General features: G+C 72.7%; 22 protein-coding genes. 10 read left to right on the plus strand and 12 right to left on the minus strand.

Going from position 1 to position 17,055, the window contains the following annotated elements; all coding sequences use genetic code 11:
- Window positions 1–34 precede the first annotated feature (34 nt).
- The 3 genes from DEJ17_RS17690 to DEJ17_RS05275 all read right to left on the minus strand — a co-directional run bounded on the left by DEJ17_RS17690 (window position 35) and on the right by DEJ17_RS05275 (window position 2,868).
- Complete coding sequence (locus DEJ17_RS17690; protein WP_027466283.1) at window positions 35–526, minus strand: pyridoxamine 5'-phosphate oxidase family protein; 492 nt, start codon at window positions 524–526, stop codon at window positions 35–37.
- A gap of 369 nt (window positions 527–895) precedes the next feature.
- Window positions 896–1,558 (minus strand): hypothetical protein, encoded by a 663-nt coding sequence (locus DEJ17_RS05270; RefSeq protein ID WP_110892405.1) that lies wholly within the window; start codon window positions 1,556–1,558, stop codon window positions 896–898.
- Between the two features lie 200 nt (window positions 1,559–1,758).
- The gene (locus DEJ17_RS05275; RefSeq protein ID WP_258366668.1) at window positions 1,759–2,868 is read right to left on the minus strand and encodes an LLM class flavin-dependent oxidoreductase; all 1,110 of its coding nucleotides are present in this window, start codon (window positions 2,866–2,868) and stop codon (window positions 1,759–1,761) included.
- A gap of 111 nt (window positions 2,869–2,979) precedes the next feature.
- Here DEJ17_RS05275 and DEJ17_RS05280 point away from each other — a divergent pair, with 111 nt between their 5' ends.
- Window positions 2,980–3,918, plus strand: coding sequence for an SDR family oxidoreductase (locus DEJ17_RS05280; RefSeq protein ID WP_110892406.1), 939 nt, complete (start codon window positions 2,980–2,982; stop codon window positions 3,916–3,918).
- A 231-nt stretch (window positions 3,919–4,149) separates the two neighbouring features.
- On the opposite strand, the gene DEJ17_RS05285 is transcribed toward DEJ17_RS05280, so the two are convergent.
- Entirely contained in the window at window positions 4,150–4,941 is a 792-nt protein-coding gene (locus tag DEJ17_RS05285) for an NRDE family protein (RefSeq protein ID WP_181421058.1), read from the minus strand.
- A gap of 64 nt (window positions 4,942–5,005) precedes the next feature.
- Between DEJ17_RS05285 and DEJ17_RS05290 the strand changes: the two genes are divergently transcribed.
- The 7 genes from DEJ17_RS05290 (at window position 5,006) to DEJ17_RS17695 (ending at window position 10,630) form a co-directional block, all read left to right on the plus strand.
- A complete protein-coding gene (locus DEJ17_RS05290; protein ID WP_110892538.1) occupies window positions 5,006–6,271 on the plus strand; it encodes a phosphopantothenate--cysteine ligase family flavoprotein in 1,266 nt (421 codons plus the stop codon).
- Between the two features lie 79 nt (window positions 6,272–6,350).
- Window positions 6,351–6,749, plus strand: coding sequence for a hypothetical protein (locus tag DEJ17_RS05295; protein ID WP_110892408.1), 399 nt, complete (start codon window positions 6,351–6,353; stop codon window positions 6,747–6,749).
- A complete protein-coding gene (locus tag DEJ17_RS05300) occupies window positions 6,746–7,537 on the plus strand; it encodes a YqjF family protein (RefSeq protein WP_181421059.1) in 792 nt (263 codons plus the stop codon). The genes DEJ17_RS05295 and DEJ17_RS05300 overlap by 4 nt, the downstream gene beginning before the upstream one ends.
- On the plus strand, window positions 7,534–8,013 hold the full coding sequence (locus tag DEJ17_RS05305) for a DUF1810 domain-containing protein (protein WP_110892410.1): 480 nt from the start codon (window positions 7,534–7,536) through the stop codon (window positions 8,011–8,013). The genes DEJ17_RS05300 and DEJ17_RS05305 overlap by 4 nt, the downstream gene beginning before the upstream one ends.
- 134 nt (window positions 8,014–8,147) lie before the next feature.
- On the plus strand, window positions 8,148–8,798 hold the full coding sequence (locus tag DEJ17_RS05310; RefSeq protein ID WP_110892411.1) for a GntR family transcriptional regulator: 651 nt from the start codon (window positions 8,148–8,150) through the stop codon (window positions 8,796–8,798).
- 175 nt (window positions 8,799–8,973) lie between these two features.
- Entirely contained in the window at window positions 8,974–9,429 is a 456-nt protein-coding gene (locus DEJ17_RS05315) for a MarR family winged helix-turn-helix transcriptional regulator (protein ID WP_027466277.1), read from the plus strand.
- Window positions 9,430–9,757: 328 nt separating this feature from the next.
- Entirely contained in the window at window positions 9,758–10,630 is an 873-nt protein-coding gene (locus DEJ17_RS17695; RefSeq protein ID WP_181421060.1) for a phospholipase, read from the plus strand.
- An 88-nt stretch (window positions 10,631–10,718) separates the two neighbouring features.
- Here DEJ17_RS17695 and DEJ17_RS05325 read toward each other — a convergent pair whose 3' ends face one another.
- From DEJ17_RS05325 to DEJ17_RS17700, 4 genes are read right to left on the minus strand one after another with little or no spacing between them, the layout of a single operon-like run.
- Window positions 10,719–11,027 (minus strand): hypothetical protein, encoded by a 309-nt coding sequence (locus DEJ17_RS05325; protein WP_110892412.1) that lies wholly within the window; start codon window positions 11,025–11,027, stop codon window positions 10,719–10,721.
- Window positions 11,024–11,674 (minus strand): hypothetical protein, encoded by a 651-nt coding sequence (locus DEJ17_RS05330; protein ID WP_146239636.1) that lies wholly within the window; start codon window positions 11,672–11,674, stop codon window positions 11,024–11,026. Before DEJ17_RS05330 ends, DEJ17_RS05325 begins: the two co-directional genes overlap by 4 nt.
- The gene (locus tag DEJ17_RS05335) at window positions 11,671–12,225 is read right to left on the minus strand and encodes an RNA polymerase sigma factor (protein WP_110892414.1); all 555 of its coding nucleotides are present in this window, start codon (window positions 12,223–12,225) and stop codon (window positions 11,671–11,673) included. The genes DEJ17_RS05330 and DEJ17_RS05335 overlap by 4 nt, the downstream gene beginning before the upstream one ends.
- Window positions 12,226–12,234: 9 nt before the next feature.
- A complete protein-coding gene (locus tag DEJ17_RS17700; protein ID WP_181421061.1) occupies window positions 12,235–12,384 on the minus strand; it encodes a hypothetical protein in 150 nt (49 codons plus the stop codon).
- A gap of 139 nt (window positions 12,385–12,523) precedes the next feature.
- Between DEJ17_RS17700 and DEJ17_RS05340 the strand changes: the two genes are divergently transcribed.
- Window positions 12,524–13,153: an MOSC domain-containing protein gene (locus DEJ17_RS05340; RefSeq protein ID WP_181421062.1), complete on the plus strand. Its 630-nt coding sequence runs from the start codon at window positions 12,524–12,526 to the stop codon at window positions 13,151–13,153.
- Between the two features lie 59 nt (window positions 13,154–13,212).
- On the opposite strand, the gene DEJ17_RS05345 is transcribed toward DEJ17_RS05340, so the two are convergent.
- Window positions 13,213–13,596, minus strand: coding sequence for an MmcQ/YjbR family DNA-binding protein (locus tag DEJ17_RS05345; RefSeq protein ID WP_110892415.1), 384 nt, complete (start codon window positions 13,594–13,596; stop codon window positions 13,213–13,215).
- Between the two features lie 141 nt (window positions 13,597–13,737).
- Here DEJ17_RS05345 and DEJ17_RS05350 point away from each other — a divergent pair, with 141 nt between their 5' ends.
- The gene (locus tag DEJ17_RS05350) at window positions 13,738–14,037 is read left to right on the plus strand and encodes an excalibur calcium-binding domain-containing protein (protein WP_220033612.1); all 300 of its coding nucleotides are present in this window, start codon (window positions 13,738–13,740) and stop codon (window positions 14,035–14,037) included.
- Between the two features lie 158 nt (window positions 14,038–14,195).
- Here the strand turns inward: DEJ17_RS05350 and epsC are convergent, their stop codons facing one another.
- From epsC to DEJ17_RS05365, 3 genes are all read right to left on the minus strand, one after another.
- On the minus strand, window positions 14,196–14,780 hold the full coding sequence (gene epsC / locus DEJ17_RS05355; RefSeq protein WP_258366669.1) for a serine O-acetyltransferase EpsC: 585 nt from the start codon (window positions 14,778–14,780) through the stop codon (window positions 14,196–14,198).
- Window positions 14,777–15,715, minus strand: a complete 939-nt coding sequence (gene cysK, locus DEJ17_RS05360; protein WP_110892417.1) for a cysteine synthase A — start codon at window positions 15,713–15,715, stop codon at window positions 14,777–14,779. Before cysK ends, epsC begins: the two co-directional genes overlap by 4 nt.
- A 260-nt stretch (window positions 15,716–15,975) precedes the next feature.
- Complete coding sequence (locus tag DEJ17_RS05365; protein ID WP_110892418.1) at window positions 15,976–17,013, minus strand: dipeptidase; 1,038 nt, start codon at window positions 17,011–17,013, stop codon at window positions 15,976–15,978.
- Window positions 17,014–17,055 lie beyond the last annotated feature (42 nt).

The raw sequence follows: 17,055 nt of genomic DNA on the forward strand, positions 1-17,055 counted from the left end.
ACGGCGTCGTGCGTTGTGCGTCAGGCGTCGCGCCTCAGAGCTCGATCGTGCCGTGGTCGCCGGTGTCCGGCTGGCTCTGCTTGCCGAGCGCCGCCTTGAACATCTGCACCAGGCTGCCGACCGGCCCGGTGTCCTGGGTCCAGTACTCGACCGAGACCCCCTCGACCGTGAGCAGCCGGATCGACGGGTCCTGGCGCCCCTCGGGGAACCAGGCCTCGGCGAACGGGGACCACAGCTCGTCGACCACCGAGTCGTCCCGGGTCACCGTGGCGGTGCCGGCGATGGACAGGTACCCGCCCTGCGACTCGATCGAGACGTTCACGTGCGGGTTCCGCGCGATGTCCTCGACCTTCTCGCTGCCGTCCTGCACCAGGAACCGCAGGGTCCCGTGGAACGTCTTGTCCTGCACCGCGAGGGGCCTGGCGTGCAGGTTCCCGTCCTCGCTCACCGTGGTGAGCAGTGCCGTGTGGGCGCCGTGGACGATGTCCGAGATGGCGGCGCGCTGGTCCGTCTGTGTGTCGGTCATGGTGCTCCTTTGCGTCATGCGCCCCGCTCCGTGCGACGTGCGACCGTCGGTGCACGGGGCCGTACCGTTCCGACCAGTGTGCCCCTCCGGCGCTGGACGCGTCAGCCCGGCGCGTCCAGGTGGTCCGGTCGCGGTCGGCCTGGAGGCCCGGCGCACCTCCGCCACACCGCCCCGGCCCGGCGCGTCACGGCCATCGGACCGTGCATGCGTGCGCAGGAAGCGACACCGCGCGCGTCGATCGACAGGTGGAACGTCGTTGCATGCACACGCAACCGATGCAGGCGCATCGGGCGACCGAACACGAGTCGATCGACGCGCGGATCGTCGGAACATGCGCACGCACGCACCGGAGAACGGCTCCCGCGAGGGTCAGGCGGGTTCGCGGATGGTGGTCTCGACGTCGACGACCTGCGGGATCTTCGGCATCGAGGCGAAGCCGAACGCCACGGGCGGGTCGAGCGGCGCCAACTCGCCGAGGGGCTCCCCCGCCCAGGTGCCCCGTACGCCGGTGACGTCGTGCGCCCCGGTCACGCCGTAGTACTCGCGACGACCGTTGCCCGCCGAACCCGCGGTGCCGGACCCGGGCGCGAGCAGGCGTGCCACGGGGTCGATCGCGGCGAGCCAGCGCGGGTCGCGGGCGATCGGCTTCGGCACGATGCGCAGGATCCGGCCGAGCGGTGAGATGCCTCCGACGTCGATCGAGGCCTGCAGCGCCCCGGCGGACAGCTCGAGCCCGCGGGCGGTGCGGCGGGCGCGGACGTCGACCGCCGAGACGGTGTCGAAGCGGTAGGTGCCGGAGACGTACGCGGCGACGATCTCGTCGGGTGCGAGCAGCACGCTGGTGCCGTCGGGGAGCTCGAGGAACACGTCCGTGAACGGCCCGAACGGCGACCGGTCCCACATCCCGACGACGATCCGGACGCCCGAGGTGGTCCCGACGCCCATGATCCGGCCGCGGAACCGGCGCTCGACGACGGAGTCGGCGGCGTGACCAGATGCGGGACGGGAGGCGTGGTCGGGGCGTGACGACATGCCCTGGACCGTACCCGCGGCCCCCGTGAGCCGATCTCGGCGGGCCGAGCCGGGCCTCCCGGCCGTCGCGCGCGTGCACCTGCTCGCCGGAACCCGCACGCAGAACACCGGTGCCCACGCTCCGAACACCCGCGAAGGGGGGTGTGGAGCGCGAACACCGGTGTCTTGCGGAGCGGGGACCCCGACCGAGCCCGCGTCCGTCAGGCGACGGGGACGGGCTGCGCCAGCAGCTCGCGCACGCGGGGTGCGACCTCGGTGCCGTAGAGCTCGATCGACCGCATCATGTCGGCGTGCGGCAGACGGCCCGTCGCGTACCGCATGTCGAAGCGCGAGGCGCCGAGGATCCGCATGTTGCGCGCGACCTTCCGGGCGACGGTCTCCGGTGACCCGACGTAGAGCGACCCGCCGGCCGACAGGCTCGCTCGGTACCCGGCGACGTCGAGGGGCGGCCAGCCGCGCTCCCGGCCGAGCTGGTCGGTGACGGCCTTGTGGTACGGCCAGTAGCGCTCGGCGGCCTCTTCGTCGGTGGCGGCCACGAAGCCCGGCGAGTGCATCGCGATCGGCTGCTGCGGCAGGTCGAGCTGCGCGAGGGCCTGGCGGTACAGGCGGGAGAACGGAGCGAACTGGGCCGGCTGCCCGCCGATGATGGCGAGGAACAGCGGCAGGCCGTACGACGCCGCGCGGATGACCGACTGCGGGGAGCCGCCGACACCGATCCACGTCGGGATGGCGCCGTGCTCGAGCTTCGGGAAGACATCCTGGTCGACCAGGCCCGCGCGCTTCGTGCCGGACCAGGTGACGGCGTCGCCGCCGCGCAGGGCCGCCCAGAGCTGGAGCTTCTCCTCGAACAGGACCTCGTAGTCGCTCAGCTCGTAGCCGAACAGGGGGAACGACTCGGTGAAGGAGCCACGACCCAGGATGACCTCGGCGCGACCGTTCGACAGGGCGTCGACGGTTGCGAAGCGCTCGTAGACACGGACGGGGTCGTCGGAGGACAGCACGGTAACCGCGGAGCCCATCCGGATGCGCTCGGTGCTGGCAGCGATCGCGGCGAGGACGACCTCGGGGGCGCTCACGACGAAGTCGGCGCGGTGGTGCTCCCCGACACCGATGAAGTCGACGCCGACCTGGTCGGCGAGGACGGCCTGGTCGACGACGTCGCGGATGCTCTGCGCGTCGGAGTGCAGGCTGCCGTCGGCGCGTTCGGTGACGTCGCCGAAGGTGTCGAGGCCGAGCTGCAGCGGTCCGATCCGGTCGGGTGCGGGCGGCGGGACGTCCGAGGGACGGTCGGTGCCGAATGCGTTGCTCATGGTGTCCTCCTGGTCGCACTTCCATGCGTTTGCATAAACATAGCACGACGTCAGTGCGCGCGCACCGGGTCGGGCCGGGGTCGGCCAGCCCACACGAGTACGGTCGCCCGCATGCCGAACCTCCCCGACCAGACCGGACGTCGCATCGTCGTCACCGGGTCCAACAGCGGCACCGGACAGGAGGCCGCCCTGCGCCTCGCCGGAGCCGGCGCCAGCGTCGTGCTCGCCGTCCGGAGCACCGAGAAGGGCGAGACCGCCGCTGCCGGTATCCGCGCCGCCCACCCCGCGGCCGACGTGGAGGTCCGCGAACTCGACCTCGCCGACCTGGCGAGCGTGCGTCGCTTCGCGACCGGGATCGTCGACGAGGAGCGCCCGATCGACGTCCTCGTGAACAACGCCGGCGTGATGGCCCCACCGGAACGCTTCGAGACCGTCGACGGCTTCGAGCTGCAGTTCGGCACGAACTTCCTCGGCCCGTTCGCCCTGACGAACCTGCTGCTGCCGTCGCTGCTCCGCGCCCGAGCACCCCTCGCCGACGGGCCCCTGACCCAGGCACCCCGCGTCGTCACGATGTCGAGCCTGGCCGCGATCCCCGGCCGGATCCGCTTCGCCGACCTGCAGTGGGAGCGCGGCTACAACGGCTGGCGCGCCTACGCGCAGTCGAAGCTCGCCGACCTGCTCCTCGCGCTGCACCTGCACCGTCTGACGGTCGAGGCCGACGTGCCCCTGGTCAGCACCGCTGCCCACCCCGGCTACACGCGGACGAACCTGGAGGCCGCGGGACGCTCGCTCGGTCGGTCGAAGCCGGTGCGGTCGAGCAACCGTGCGCTGCCCTTCACCCAGGCCGTCGAGCAGGGCACCGAGCCGCTGCTGTACGCGGCGGTCGGGCCGAACGCCGTCGGCGGCGCCTACTACGGCCCCTCGGGTCCGTTCGGCATGACCGGTCCGACCACCACCGTCTCGATCCCCGGGTCCGCGCGGAGCGCCGACCTCGCCCGCTCGCTCTGGGCCGTCGCCGAGGACCTCACCGGGACGCGCCCGCCGCTCTGAGTGCGGCGCCAGACGCCGGCGTCTCGCGCGGTCGAGGACGCGGGGACAGGCGGACGGGAGGCCCGTGGTCACGCCGTCACGGGCCTCCCGTCCGATGGTGGGGACCGCGCACCAGACGCCGGCGTCACACCGCGACGCCCCGGAACGCACGAGACGCCGCCGGATCCGGCGGCGTCTCGGTGCCACGCCGGCGTCTCGCGGCCCGCGCGTCGCACCGCTCGCCGGCCAGCGTCAGGCGCGGTGCAGCTCGACCGATCCGTCCAGCCGACCGGGTTCCGTCAGGCGAGCGTGCTGCAGGACGGTGCGGCCCGGCGCGATGGCCGCAGCGACGATGGACAGTGTCGTCATGTGCCCCTCGGCCTCGTGCACGTCGCGGAGGATCGCGTCGGGGTGGTCGCTCGGCAGCGCTGCGGACTCCGCCAGCACCCCGAACCAGCCACCCCAGCCGTCCCCGGCGTCGCCACCGGAGTCCACCGTGCGGAGTTCGTCGAACGGACCGAGCACCGGCGGGCCGGCCGGGGCGTCGACGGCACGGAAGGCCTCGAGCCACCGACCGATGCGCGGCGCCGCGGGGTCGTCGGCCGCACCGTGCGTGACCATGTGGACGCCGGGGCCGAGGTCGGTGGTGCTGACCTGTTCGCCGTCCCAGGTCAGCACCGAGGCGCCCTCGGCCGTTGCACGCACCAGGTTGAAGGCCCGCGTGGTCGGCAGTGTGCCGTCGTGTCCGGGCAGCAGGTCGTCGGCGACGGCGTCCACCGGCACCACGCCGCGGGTCGTCCACGTGCCGTCGACGCTCGTCACGGGTTCGGCGCGGTTGAGCACCACGGCCAGGCCGGCTCGGTCGGACGCGGCGAGCCACGCACCACCGGCGGAGCGGTCACGGACACCACGGAGGTCCGGGTCGCGGTCCGGCCACCAGGCAGCGGGCGGGTCCCACGGACGCTCGGGCGACTCGTCCCGCAGGGCGAGCACGGTGACGGGCCACGCGGACCCGGGGTCGACGCGGACGACGACGGTGCACATGCCGTCGATCCTCGCACGTGGCCCCGGTAGCGTGAGCCAGGTGAACGCAGCAGCAGAGCGCGCCCTGACCGTCATCGTGGGGATCACCGGGGGCATCGCCGCCTACAAGGCCGTCGGGGTCGTCCGCGACCTGGTCAAGCGCGGCCACGACGTCCACGTCGTCCCGACCGAGGGCGCCCTGCGCTTCGTCGGACTGCCGACGCTCGAGGCCCTCAGCCGCAACCCCGTCACCACGAGCGTGTGGGACGACGTCGCCGAGGTGCGCCACGTCGCGCTCGGTCGCCGGGCGGACCTGGTCGTCATCGCCCCAGCCACCGCGGACTCGCTGGCCCGGATGGCGCACGGCCTGGCGAGCGACCTGCTCGGAACGACACTGCTCGCGACCGAGGCACCCGTGGTGGTCGCCCCGGCGATGCACCCGCAGATGTGGGAGCACCCCGCGACCCGTGCGAACGTCGCCACGCTGCGTGACCGCGGCGTCCACCTGGTCGGCCCGGTCGTCGGCGCGCTCACCGGCGACGACGCGGGCATCGGTCGGATGGCGGAGCCCGAGGACATCGTCGCCGCCGCGCTCGCCGTGCTCGACCAGCACCCCGGACCGGCCGGCCGCCGCGACGCGGACGGCTCGGTGGCCGGCACCGGAGCCCGTGGCGAACAGGGCGACCTGGCCGGCGTCCGCGTCGTCGTCAGCGCGGGCGGCACCCGCGAGCCCTTCGACCCGGTGCGGTTCGTCGGCAACCGCTCGAGCGGCCGTCAGGGCATCGCGATCGCCGCCGATGCCGTGCGTCGGGGCGCGTCCGTGACCCTCGTCGCCGCGAACGTCGAGGGCTCGCTGACCGCCGGGCTGGACGCGACCGTGGTGCCCGTCGGGTCTGCGCTCGAACTCGCCGAGGCCGTGCACACCGCGGCCACCGAAGCCGACGTCGTCGTGATGACCGCCGCCGTTGCCGACTACCGTCCGGCCGAGGTGCTCACGGAGAAGCTCAAGAAGGACTCGCAGGGCGAGCGCATGACGCTCGAGCTGGTGCGGAACCCGGACGTGCTCGCCGACCTCGTGGCGGCACGGCGGACGGGGCAGATCATCGTCGGGTTCGCCGCCGAGACCGAACCCGACCGCGACGCGCGGATCGAGCTCGGCCGCGCCAAGATCAGCCGGAAGCCCGCGGACCTGCTCGTCGTGAACCACGTCGGCTGGTCGGCCGGCTTCGAGCGCGAGGAGAACGCGATCGAGGTCCTGGTCCCCGGTGGCGAGGTCGTGCGCGAGACCTCCGGCTCGAAGGCCGAGGTGGCGACGGCGGTGCTCGACCTCGTGGCGACCGCACTGACCTGAGCCCGCACGGACCTGAGCCCGCACCGACCCGGGCGGCGTCTGCGGCTGCTTCCGAGGACGGACGAGCACGATGGGGCGCATGCGACGACGTGACCGGGTCCGACGTGCCGACCGCACTGCCACCCTCTTGGCGGTGATCCTCGGGGCTGCCGGTGTCACCCACTTCCTGCGCCCGCGCGGGTACGACCGGATCGTGCCGGACGCCCTGCCACCGCGGCTGACCACCCTGGCCTCCGGGGTGGCCGAACTCGGCATCGCCGCCGGGCTCGCGTTCCCCGCCACCCGGCGAGCCTCGGGGTGGGCCGCAGCGGCGCTGTTCGCGGCGGTGTTCCCGGCGAACGTGAAGATGGCGAACGACCTGCTCGACCACCCCCGCTCGAGCCGGGCGAGCCGACTGGTCTCGGTGCTGCGACTCCCGCTGCAGGCGCCGCTGGTCCTCTGGGGCGTGCGTGTCGGTCGACACGCACCGAAGCCGTGAACCAGCCGTCGTCGACCCGCGCGTCGGTGCCGCTCCTGCACCGCCCGGTCACCCAGCACGCCTGGGAGGACATCGTGTTCGCGCACTGGCGGCACGACCCGGCGTCGCTGCAGCGGCTCGTCCCCCGTGGGACCCGTCCGGACGTGGTCGACGGCAGCGCCTGGGTGGGGCTGTCGGCGTACGTGTTCCGGGAGACCCGGGTGCCGCCGTTCCCGTCCGCCGGGCGGCTCGGCACCATGACCGAGGTCACGATCGAGGTGCTCACGGTGGACGACCAGGGGCGGCGCGGGGTGACCTACCGCACGGTCGACACCGCGAACGTGCCCGCCATCGTCGCCGCGCACGCGCTGCTCGGCGTGCCGTACACGTTCGCGCGCGCACGTTCCCGTCGCCGCGGTGACGCGGTGGCGCACCGCTCCGTCCGGCACCCGACCCGCGCACTGCACCCGGTGCGGTGGGCGCGGTCGCTCCGGCAGGAACGCCCGACCGGTGCGGCCAGGCCGAAGCACGCGGCCTCGGTGCGGGTGACCGCCGGCGAGGTCGTCGACACCCCGCTGGCTGCCGAGCTCACCACCCGCGCCGGCATCCACGCGCGGTACCTGACGCAGACCCTGTTCTGGCAGCGACAGCACCCGGAGCTCACCACCCGTTCAGCCACGCTCGACCGGCTCGAGGGCGACCTGCCCGACGCCGTCGGCATGCCGGGGCTGTTCGAGCGTGCGCCGGACTCCCTGCTCGTGGTCGACGGCACGACCGTGCGGTACGGCTGGGGCGGGGTCGTCCGGTGACGGACGCACAGAACGACGCGCAGGCCGACGACCCGTTCGACCTCGGGCGCTTCGTCCGGGCCCAGCAGGGCGTGCACGACGTCGCGCTCGACGAACTCCGTCGGGGCCGCAAGTCGTCGCACTGGATGTGGTTCGTGTTCCCCCAGCTGGCCGGCCTGGGGCGGAGTGCCACGGCCGAGCGCTACGGCATCACCGGCGCGGACGAAGCCCGTGCCTACCTGGCGCACCCGGTGCTCGGGGCCCGCCTGCTCGCGGCGACCGACGTCGTGGACAACGCTCCGGCTCGTTCCGCCGACGCCCTGCTCGGGGGCATCGACGCGGTGAAGCTCCGGTCGTCGATGACGCTCTTCGCGCGGGTCTCCGCAGACCCGCGGCCGTTCGTCGCCGTGCTCGACCGCTGGTACGGCGGCGCCGAGGACCCGGCGACGATCCGCCTGCTCGGCGAGCGGGGCGGACCCACCGGAACCGGTACCTGACACGCGGACACTGGCACGGGCGTGACCGACCGCAACGCCGTTGTCATATCAGGTACGGTGATGCGAGCACGTGCGATGTCGACCGTGCCCGTTCGCCCGGCGCCCCGACGCCACCGCCCCCCGAAGGAGAACGCATGCCGGTCCCCCGCAGCGCCCCGACCGAGCACCAGCTGCTCCGTGACACCGTCCGCCACAAGATCCACGACGCGATCATGGACGGCACGCTGCTGCCCGGCGAACGACTCAACGACGACGAGCTCATCGCGTGGCTCGGTGTCTCCCGCACGCCGATCCGCGAGGCCCTGAGCCAGCTGTCCCGCGCCGGCCTGATCGAGATGGCCCCGAACCGGTACACCCGCGTCACCACGCCGGACCCGGCCGAGGTGATCGAGGCGATGCAGACCCTCGGCGTGCTGTTCGGCGGCGTCGTCCGACTCGCGGTCCCGCGCCTGGGGTCGGCGGCCCGGAAGAAGATCCTCGCGCAGCTCGACAGGACGATCATCGAGCTCGAGGCCCACGAGGTCGCCGCCGTCAACCACGACGCCCTCGACGTCTTCGCCCTGTACGTCGCCGAGTGCGGCAACGAGAACCTGCAGCGCGTGTGCCGCGACACGATGGACGGCCTGGCGTTCCGGCTGCGTCTGCCGAACCTCGACGAGCTGGTCGACTGGGACCGGATGACCGAGGACTTCCGGCGTCTGCGCGCGGCGACCGAATCCGGCGACAACGTCGCGGCCGAGCTCGCGACCGAGGCGATCCACCAGCTGCCGGGCGAGAAGCACTGAGGCTGCCTGTACCCGTGTACAGGAACCGCCCGTCTCGCGACGCGAGGCGGGCGGTCGACGTCCCACGGGCCTCCCGGTCGGTGCGCGGAGCACGCGCGTGACGCTGCCAGTCCCGGGGTCGCGCGGACCGATAGCATCGCTGGCGACCACCTGAACCAGGCACCCGGAGCAGCACATGAACCCCCGCCCGACGGACCGTACCGAAGTCGCCGCACGCCTGGCCGCCGCGGTCGGTCGGATCAACCGACGGGCCCGTACCGACTCGGCCTCGCTCGGGTACGGCATCGTGTCGGCGCTCGCGTCGATCCAACGGCACGGACCCCTGCGCCCCGGCGACCTGTCGCGGATCGAGGTGGTCACGAAGCCCACGATGACCCGCATCCTCACCGAACTCGAGCAGCGCGGGTTCATCCAGCGCGAGGCCGACCCGCGCGACGGCCGGGCGTTCATGGTCACGGCGACACCGGAGGGCATCGAAGCGGTCGAGCAGGCCCGCGCGAACCGCACCGGGATCGTCGCCGAACTCATCGCCGAGCTCGACGAGTCGGACGTCCAGGCGATCGCCGGCGCCCTGGCCGCGCTCGAGCGCGTCGCCCAGGGCGAGCACGCCCAGGAACCTCACACCTTCTAGGCCGCGCACGACCGTTACCGAACCGTTACCAAGCGGTGGACGGACCGTTCTGCCAGCGTTCCTGGACGCGTTGCCCAGTCTGACCGGTCATGGTGTCGGCTCCGCCTGACCGCGGCCACCCCACGGCTGCTCCCGGCGGACGGACGGGCCCCACACCACCGTCCGGTCCTCACCGGCTCGAGGACTCCCCCGTCGTCGCCGACGGTGTCACCGGCACCGCCGACCCCCGGCGTGCCACCCGACGGCACGGCCGCACGACGGTACGGGCTCGCGATCTCGGTCGCGCAGCAGGAGTCCCTTCCCACCGAGCCGCCGACCTGCGGAACCGATGCGACACACTCCTGAGCTCCCCACCACCACCGCCTCGACCCGACGTGAGGCCCTGGACACCCCGACCCGCCGGATGCGCCGGGCCCTGCGGCACCGCGCGACGCTGATCGCCGGCGGCGCGGCGGTCCTCGCCGTCGCCGGTGGCGCGATGACCGTCGGCACGCAGCCCGCCATCGGCGAGGCCCTCGGCATGCCGACCGGCACCGCGAGCGCCTCGGCGACCGCGCAGCCCGCCCTGCGCGGCACCGCGCTCGACCGTGCCCAGGCAGCCGCCACGATCACCACGGCGAAGACCGTCATGCAGACCGCGAACGGCAAGGTCGACACCTCGGCGCTCGAACAGCGTGTCGATGCCCTGAGCGACTACCCGGACCTGTCCGGCGCGGCGCTGACGAACCGGATCTCGACGACGGTCGCATCGACCACGCACGTCGCCCAGGCGAGCGCCACGCAGGACAAGCGGGACGTCGACGCGAAGGCAGCGGCGGCCGCGAAGGCCGCAGCCGAGCGGCGGGCGGCCGCCGAAGCAGCAGAGGCCGCCCGGAAGCTCGCCGCGGGCAACACCGTCGCCGGCGCCAAGGCCACGGCGACCTCGCTCGCGTCGTCCGACTACGGCTGGGGCGCGGACCAGTTCCGGTGCCTGGACAACCTGTGGACCAAGGAGTCCGGCTGGAACTACCAGGCCGTCAACGCGAACGGCGGCGCGACCGGCATCCCGCAGGCGCTCCCCGGCTCGAAGATGGCCACGATCGCGTCGGACTGGCGCACCAACGCCTCCACCCAGATCACCTGGGGCCTGCAGTATATCAGCTCGGCGTACGGCACGCCCTGCGCCGCGTGGGCACACTCGCAGGCGAACAACTTCTACTGATCGGCGCGGGTCGCGACGGCGACCGGCAGACGGACGGGAGGCCCGTGGCGGATCCGCCACGGGCCTCCCGTCCGTTTCGTGGTCGCGGTCAACCCACCCGGGCGACGCGGACGTCGACGCGGCTGAGCGCCAGGCCGTGCGCGGCGGCGGTCGCCAGGGCGACGTCGTGGACGGCGCGGGCGACCTCGGGAGCCGGGCGGAAGCCGTCGGTGCCGATGACGACGCGCAGGGCGTCGTCGTCCACGACGACCCGGAGCGGGCCGGTGTTCGTGGCGATGCTGCGGACCGCCTGGACGGCGCTCGCCACCGTCGGGCGGGAACGGTAGAGATCGTCGACCCCGGGGACCTGCAGGACGGCGGACTCGATCGCGGCGAGGGTCTCGTCGGTGGTGCTCATCGGGCCGCCTCCGGGTCGGTGCCGGGCTCGGGGTCCGGCAGCAGGTCGCGGACGACCACGTCGATCGCCTCGACGAGCAGGTCGGTCTGCTCGGCCAGGGCACCGGCCACGGCGGTGCGCACCAGCTCGGCGGTCGCGGGGATCGACGGACCGGCGGCGATCGCGATCTCGACGGCCACCCGGATCGGGGATGCCAGCTCCGTGACGTCACCGTCCAGCTGGCAGCGGGCGACGAGGACCCCGGGGACCTCGTCACCGGTACGCCGGATGAGCGAGCGGATGGCACCCTCGGTCATCACGGGACGCTCGGTCTCGGACAGCGGGCGGAGCGGGACGTCACGTCCGGAGCGGGACTCGATCGAGATGTTCGCCAGGACGCCGGTGATCCAGGACTCGTCTGCCGGGGCCTCGTCGCGCGCAGCCGCCTCGAGCGAGCGGAGCGAGGCGTGGCGGACGCGGATGATCGCGGCCAGGGCGTTCTGGCACGCCGGCGAGTCGTCGATGCTCGGGTCGGCCGGCTGCATGCCCGCGTCGAGGTAGTCGGCGAGCTCGTCGATCGAGTGCCCGTCCAGGTCTCCGGGTTCGAGGGCGTCGAGTGCTTCGGGGCTGTCGGGCAGGTCCGGCCGCAGGCCGTCGTGGTCGGTCATCGCCATCCCTCCATGAGTCGGATCATGTTCTTCCTCGCTCGGGACAGCAGTCCCCGGACCGTCGACGGTGGCAGATCGAGTTCGGCGGCGATCTCCTCGTACCGGTACTCGAGCACCTCCTTCATGATCCAGCACCGTCGTTGGGCTTCGGGCAGTTCGGCCAGCGCCCGTTCCACCGCGTCCTCGCGGGAGCGAGCCTCGGCGACCCGGTCGGGTGCGTCGTCGGCGGGCGCCGCGACCTCGAGCTCGGTGACGTCGTCGTGGATGCGACGCGCGCGGATGCGGTCCAGGCACTTCCGGCTGAGGATGCGCATCAACCAGGACTTCACCCGCGCGAGGTCCTCGAGGCTGTCGAGGCGGTCCCAGGCGGTGATGAAGGTCTCCTGCACGACGTCGTCGAGTTCGTCGGTGGAGCCGAGGGTCCGACGGGCGTAGGCGCGGAGCAGCGGGGTGTGGCGACGGATCAGGACCTCGAAGGCCCGGACGTCACCGTCGGACGACCGGCCGGCGAGGACCGCGTCGTCGAGCTCGGCGAGGGACTGGTGGTGCACGCGTTCCTTCTACTGGTGGTGGATGGTGAACGGCTGGGTACGCCGGTGGGCCGGCACGACCTTGAGCGGTCCGACCGGCCGGGCGGCGAGCGACCGGACACGCGCCAGGGCGAGCACGTGCGCGTGGGCGTTCCTGGGCACTGCGGCAGTGCGGGTCATGTCGGCTCCTCGTGGTGTGGTCACCGGTGGGACGTGGGTCGCACCCGTTTCGTCACACACGACGTCAAGAGCAACCCAGACGGACCCGGCTGCCCATCGGGGTTTGGCGCACCGTGCCCGGGTGCGCCAGAGTTGCTCCATGCCGCTCGTCACCGCCGTCTGCCGCGTCGACCGCCTGCTGCCGGACTCGGGCATCATCGGTGTCACGGCGATCGACAAGCGTCCGGTCACGGGCAGCGTCCGGGTCCGACCCCTCGGCCTGCGCGCCGACGTGCAGGCGAACCGCAAGTACCACGGCGGTGTGGACCAGGCCGTCTACGCCTACGCCGACGAGGACGCCGCGTACTTCGCCGACCTGCTCGACCGCGAGGTCACGCCGGGCCTGTTCGGCGAGAACCTCCGCACCAGCGGCATCGACGTCACCGGGGCCGTGACCGGGGAACGCTGGCGGATCGGCGAGACCCTGGAACTCGAGGTCACGATCCCCCGCACGCCCTGCGGCACCTTCGCCCGGCGGATGGGGATCGACAGGTGGGTGAAGCGGTTCGCCGACGAGGGGCGGCCGGGGGCGTACTTCCGCGTGGTCAAGTCCGGCTCGGTCGCGGCGGGCGACCCGATCGAGGTGACCCACCGGCCCGACCACGGGATGACCATCGGTGAGATCTTCAGCGACCTGTCGCCCGAGCGTGCACGGGCCGTGCTCGATTCGGGCGAGCGCCTGGCACCGAAGGTCGTCCAGGACCTGTCGAAGGTCGCCGCGCGGGCCTGAGCTCGTCGAGCTCGTCGAGCTCGTCGAGCTCGTCGAGCTCGTCGAGCCCTTGCGCCCGGTCAGCCCGGCAGCACGCCGCGCGAGGGGTCGATCGGACGCTTCGCCACGGGCAGCCCGGCGACCACCAGGTCGTACGCGTTCGCCACGAGGTCCTCGACCAGGGTCTCGTCGATGCCGTCGCCCGGCATCAGCGTGATCCAGTGCCGCTTGTTCATGTGCCACCCCGGCGTGATCTCGTCGTGGTCGCGCACCAGCGCCGCCCCGTGCGGCGGCGCGCACTTGAGGTTCACGATCGGGGTCCCACGCACCTCGGTCACCATCACGAACATCTTGCCGACGACCTTGTAGACGACCGAGCCCTCGCCGAACGGCTGGGTCTCGACGGCCGCCGGCAGCCCCAGGGCCGTGCGGCTCGCGATCTCGTGCAGCTGCTCGCCGTCCATGGGATCAGCATGGCGCAGGCCGCCGACACGGAACCCCGTTCGGGGGCAGGTCGTGAGTGTCGATCACGTCGTAGGATCACCACGCCGCGCACCCGACGCGGCGGTCGCTCCAGCGATCACCACCAGTTCCAGGGGGAACCCGTGCGCATCATCCGTACCCTCGGCATCGCCGCCGCCACCGCCGTCCTCGCGACCACCGTCGTCGTCGGCGGGACCTCGACCGCGCAGGCCGCGCCGAAGTCCTACGCCAACTGCACCGCGGTGCACAAGGTGTACTCGGGCGGCATCGCGAAGAAGTCCGTCAAGAAGAACAAGGTCGTCTCCGGCGGCAAGACCACCTACCGTGCGCTCAAGGGCACGGTGAAAAAGGACGACGCGCTGTACAAGGCGAACACCAAGCTCGACCGCGACAAGGACGGCATCGCCTGCGAGAAGAGCTGACGCTCGCCCGCTCGCTCCGGTGACCAGCAAGACACCGGTGTTCGCGCTCCGAACACCCGCACGCCGCGGTGCAACGCGCGAACACCGGTGTCTTGCGCGCGTGGCGCGGCCCGCGGGCTCGGCTCGGCCGGCGCAGGCGCAGGCGCAGGCGCTGCCGGTCAGAGCGTCGGAACGCCCTCGTGCCCGGACCGGGGACGCGGAGTCCCGGCGACCCCGGTGACCACCGACCCCGTCGGCACGTCCTTGGTGACCACGGTGTTGGCACCGACGACGGAGTCCGGACCGATCGTGATCGCCCCGATCAACGACGACCCGGCGCCGAGCACCACGCGGTCCCCCACCACCGGGTGCCGTCGGGCTCCCGGTCCGTGGTCGCCCCCGCGTCCGCCCAGGGTGACACCGTGGAACACGAGCACGTCGTCACCGATGACCGCGGTCTCCCCGATGACGACACCCATGCCGTGGTCGATGAAGAACCGGCGGCCGATGCGCGCGCCGGGGTGGATCTCGATGCCGGTGACCGACCGTGCGACCTGCCCGAGCAGCCGGGCCGCGAACCGGGACCCGGGCAGCCCCTGTGCGTTCCAGAGGCGGTGGGCCACCCGGTACGTCCAGATGGCGTGCAACCCGGAGTAGATGATCGCGTTCTCCAGGTCACCCCGGGCAGCGGGGTCACCTCGGCGTGCTGCGGACAGGTCCTCACGGATGGTCCGCAGCACGCCTCGTCGGAGGGGACGACTCACGCAGTGAGCCCCTCGAAGAGCACCGTGGACAGGTAGCGCTCTCCGGTGTCGCACACGATGGCGACGATCCGCTTGCCGGCGTTCTCGGGACGTGCCGCGATCTCGAGGGCGGCGTGGACGATCGCGCCGGACGAGATGCCGGACAGGATGCCCTCCTGTGTCGCCAGGGCGCGGGCGACCCGGAGCGCGTCGTCGAGCTCGACGTCGAACACCTCGTCGATGACGCTCTGGTCGAGGACCTCGGGGACGAAGTTCGCGCCGATGCCCTGGATCTTGTGCGGACCCGCCTTGCCCTCGGAGAGCAGGGGCGAGTCCTTCGGCTCGACGGCGACGATCTGCACGCCGGGCACGCGTTCCTTGAGCACCTGCCCGACGCCGGTGATCGTGCCGCCGGTGCCGACGCCCGCGACGAACACGTCGACGTGCTCCTCGGTGTCGCGGAGGATCTCCTCCGCCGTGGTCTTCCGGTGGATCTCGGCGTTCGCAGCCGTCTCGAACTGGTGGGCGAGGATCGCGCCCGGGGTCTCCGCGACGATCGACTCGGCCTTGGCGACCGCACCCTTCATGCCCTCGGGCCCGGGGGTCAGGACGATCTCGGCACCGTACGCACGGATCACCGCGCGGCGCTCGACACTCATCGTCTCGGGCATCGTGATGACGACCCGGTAGCCACGTGCGGCGCCGACCAGGGCGAGGGCGATGCCGGTGTTGCCGGACGACCCCTCGACGATGGTGCCGCCGGCCTGCAGCGCGCCGGCGGCCTCGGCGGCGTCGATGATCGCGACGCCCAAGCGGTCTTTGACGCTGGCCCCCGGGTTGTAGAACTCGAGCTTGGCGAGCACCTCGGCGCCGCCTGCCTTCGGCAGCCGGTTCAGCTTGACGAGGGGGGTGTTGCCGAACGCCTGGGAGATGTTCTCGTAGATGGTGCCGCTCATCCGGTCCGTCCTTCGCAGCTCAGGTCGCGCATCGCTCTTCCTGGAGGCGCGGTGTGCGCCCGATCCTAGCGACCGGACCCCAGGCGGTCCTGTCCGTGACGGCGCGTGCGCTCCGGACGCGAGTCGTGACTCCACACCTGGGTCCCGGCCTGCGAAAGCGACTGGTGTCCGCGGAAGGTTCGCGGACATCTGTCGCTTTCGCGGGAGTGAGCACGACCAGCGCCGAGGAGAGTCGCTTTCGCGGCGCGAAACCCACCGCGTCAGTGCACGAACGCCGTCCGGGCGAACCGCTCGTCGGTCGCCTCGAGCACCCGCAGCACGTTGCCCCCGGCGAGCGCTCGCAGGTCCGACTCGCCCCAGCCACGCCGGACGAGCTCCGCCGCGAGCACCGGGTACCGCGAAACGTCCCGCAGATCCGGCGGCAGCACCGGGGTGCCGTCGTAGTCGCCGCCGAGGCCCAGGTGCGCCACACCGGCGACGTCGCGGGCGTGCTCGACGTGGTCGGCGACGTCCGACACCGTGACCAGCGGCGGCTCGCCGGACATGCCCGACTCCTCCCAGTCCGCCCACGCCCGCGACACGAACTTCGGCACGAAGGTGATCATCACCACGCCGCCGTTGTCGGCCAGCCGGGCGAGCACGTCGTCGGGCACGTTCCGCGGGTGGTCGTCGATCGCGACGGTCGACGAGTGGCTGAACACGACGGGCCGGGTCGCCACGTCGAGGGTGTCCCGCATGGTGGCCGGGGCGGTGTGGGACAGGTCGACGAGCATGCCGATCCGCTCCATCTCGGCGACGATCTGCCGCCCGCGGTCGGTCAGACCGCCGTGCGCCCGTTCCCCGGTCGCGGAGTCGGCCCAGGGGGTGTCGTCGTTGTGGGTGAGGGTCATGTAGCGGACGCCGAGCCGGGCGAGGGTCCTGAGGACCGCGAGGTCGTCGCCGATCGAGTGCCCGCCCTCTGCGCCGAGCAGCGACGCGATCCGGCCGGAGTCGACGGCGGCACGGACCTCGGCGGCGGTGCGGGCGAGCGCGAGGTCGTCGGGGTAGCGCTCGATGATGCGGTGCGCGAGGTCGACCTGCTGCAGCGTCGTCGTCACGGGGTCCGGGTCGTCCGCGGGCACGAACACCGACCAGAACTGCCCGACGACGCCGCCGGCACGGAGCTTCGGGATGTCGGTGTGCAGCGAGTCAGTCTCGGTGTCGATGCCCTCGACACCGGAGTCGTGGCTGTCACGGCGCTCCCAGGGCAGGTCGTTGTGGCCGTCGACGACCGGGAACGGGAGCGCGTCGAACGTCATCCCCCGACGCTACCGCCCGCGCCGTCGTGGCTAGGCTCGACC

It is taken from the genome of Curtobacterium sp. MCSS17_011 (genome assembly GCF_003224275.1).
Lineage (GTDB): Bacteria > Actinomycetota > Actinomycetes > Actinomycetales > Microbacteriaceae > Curtobacterium.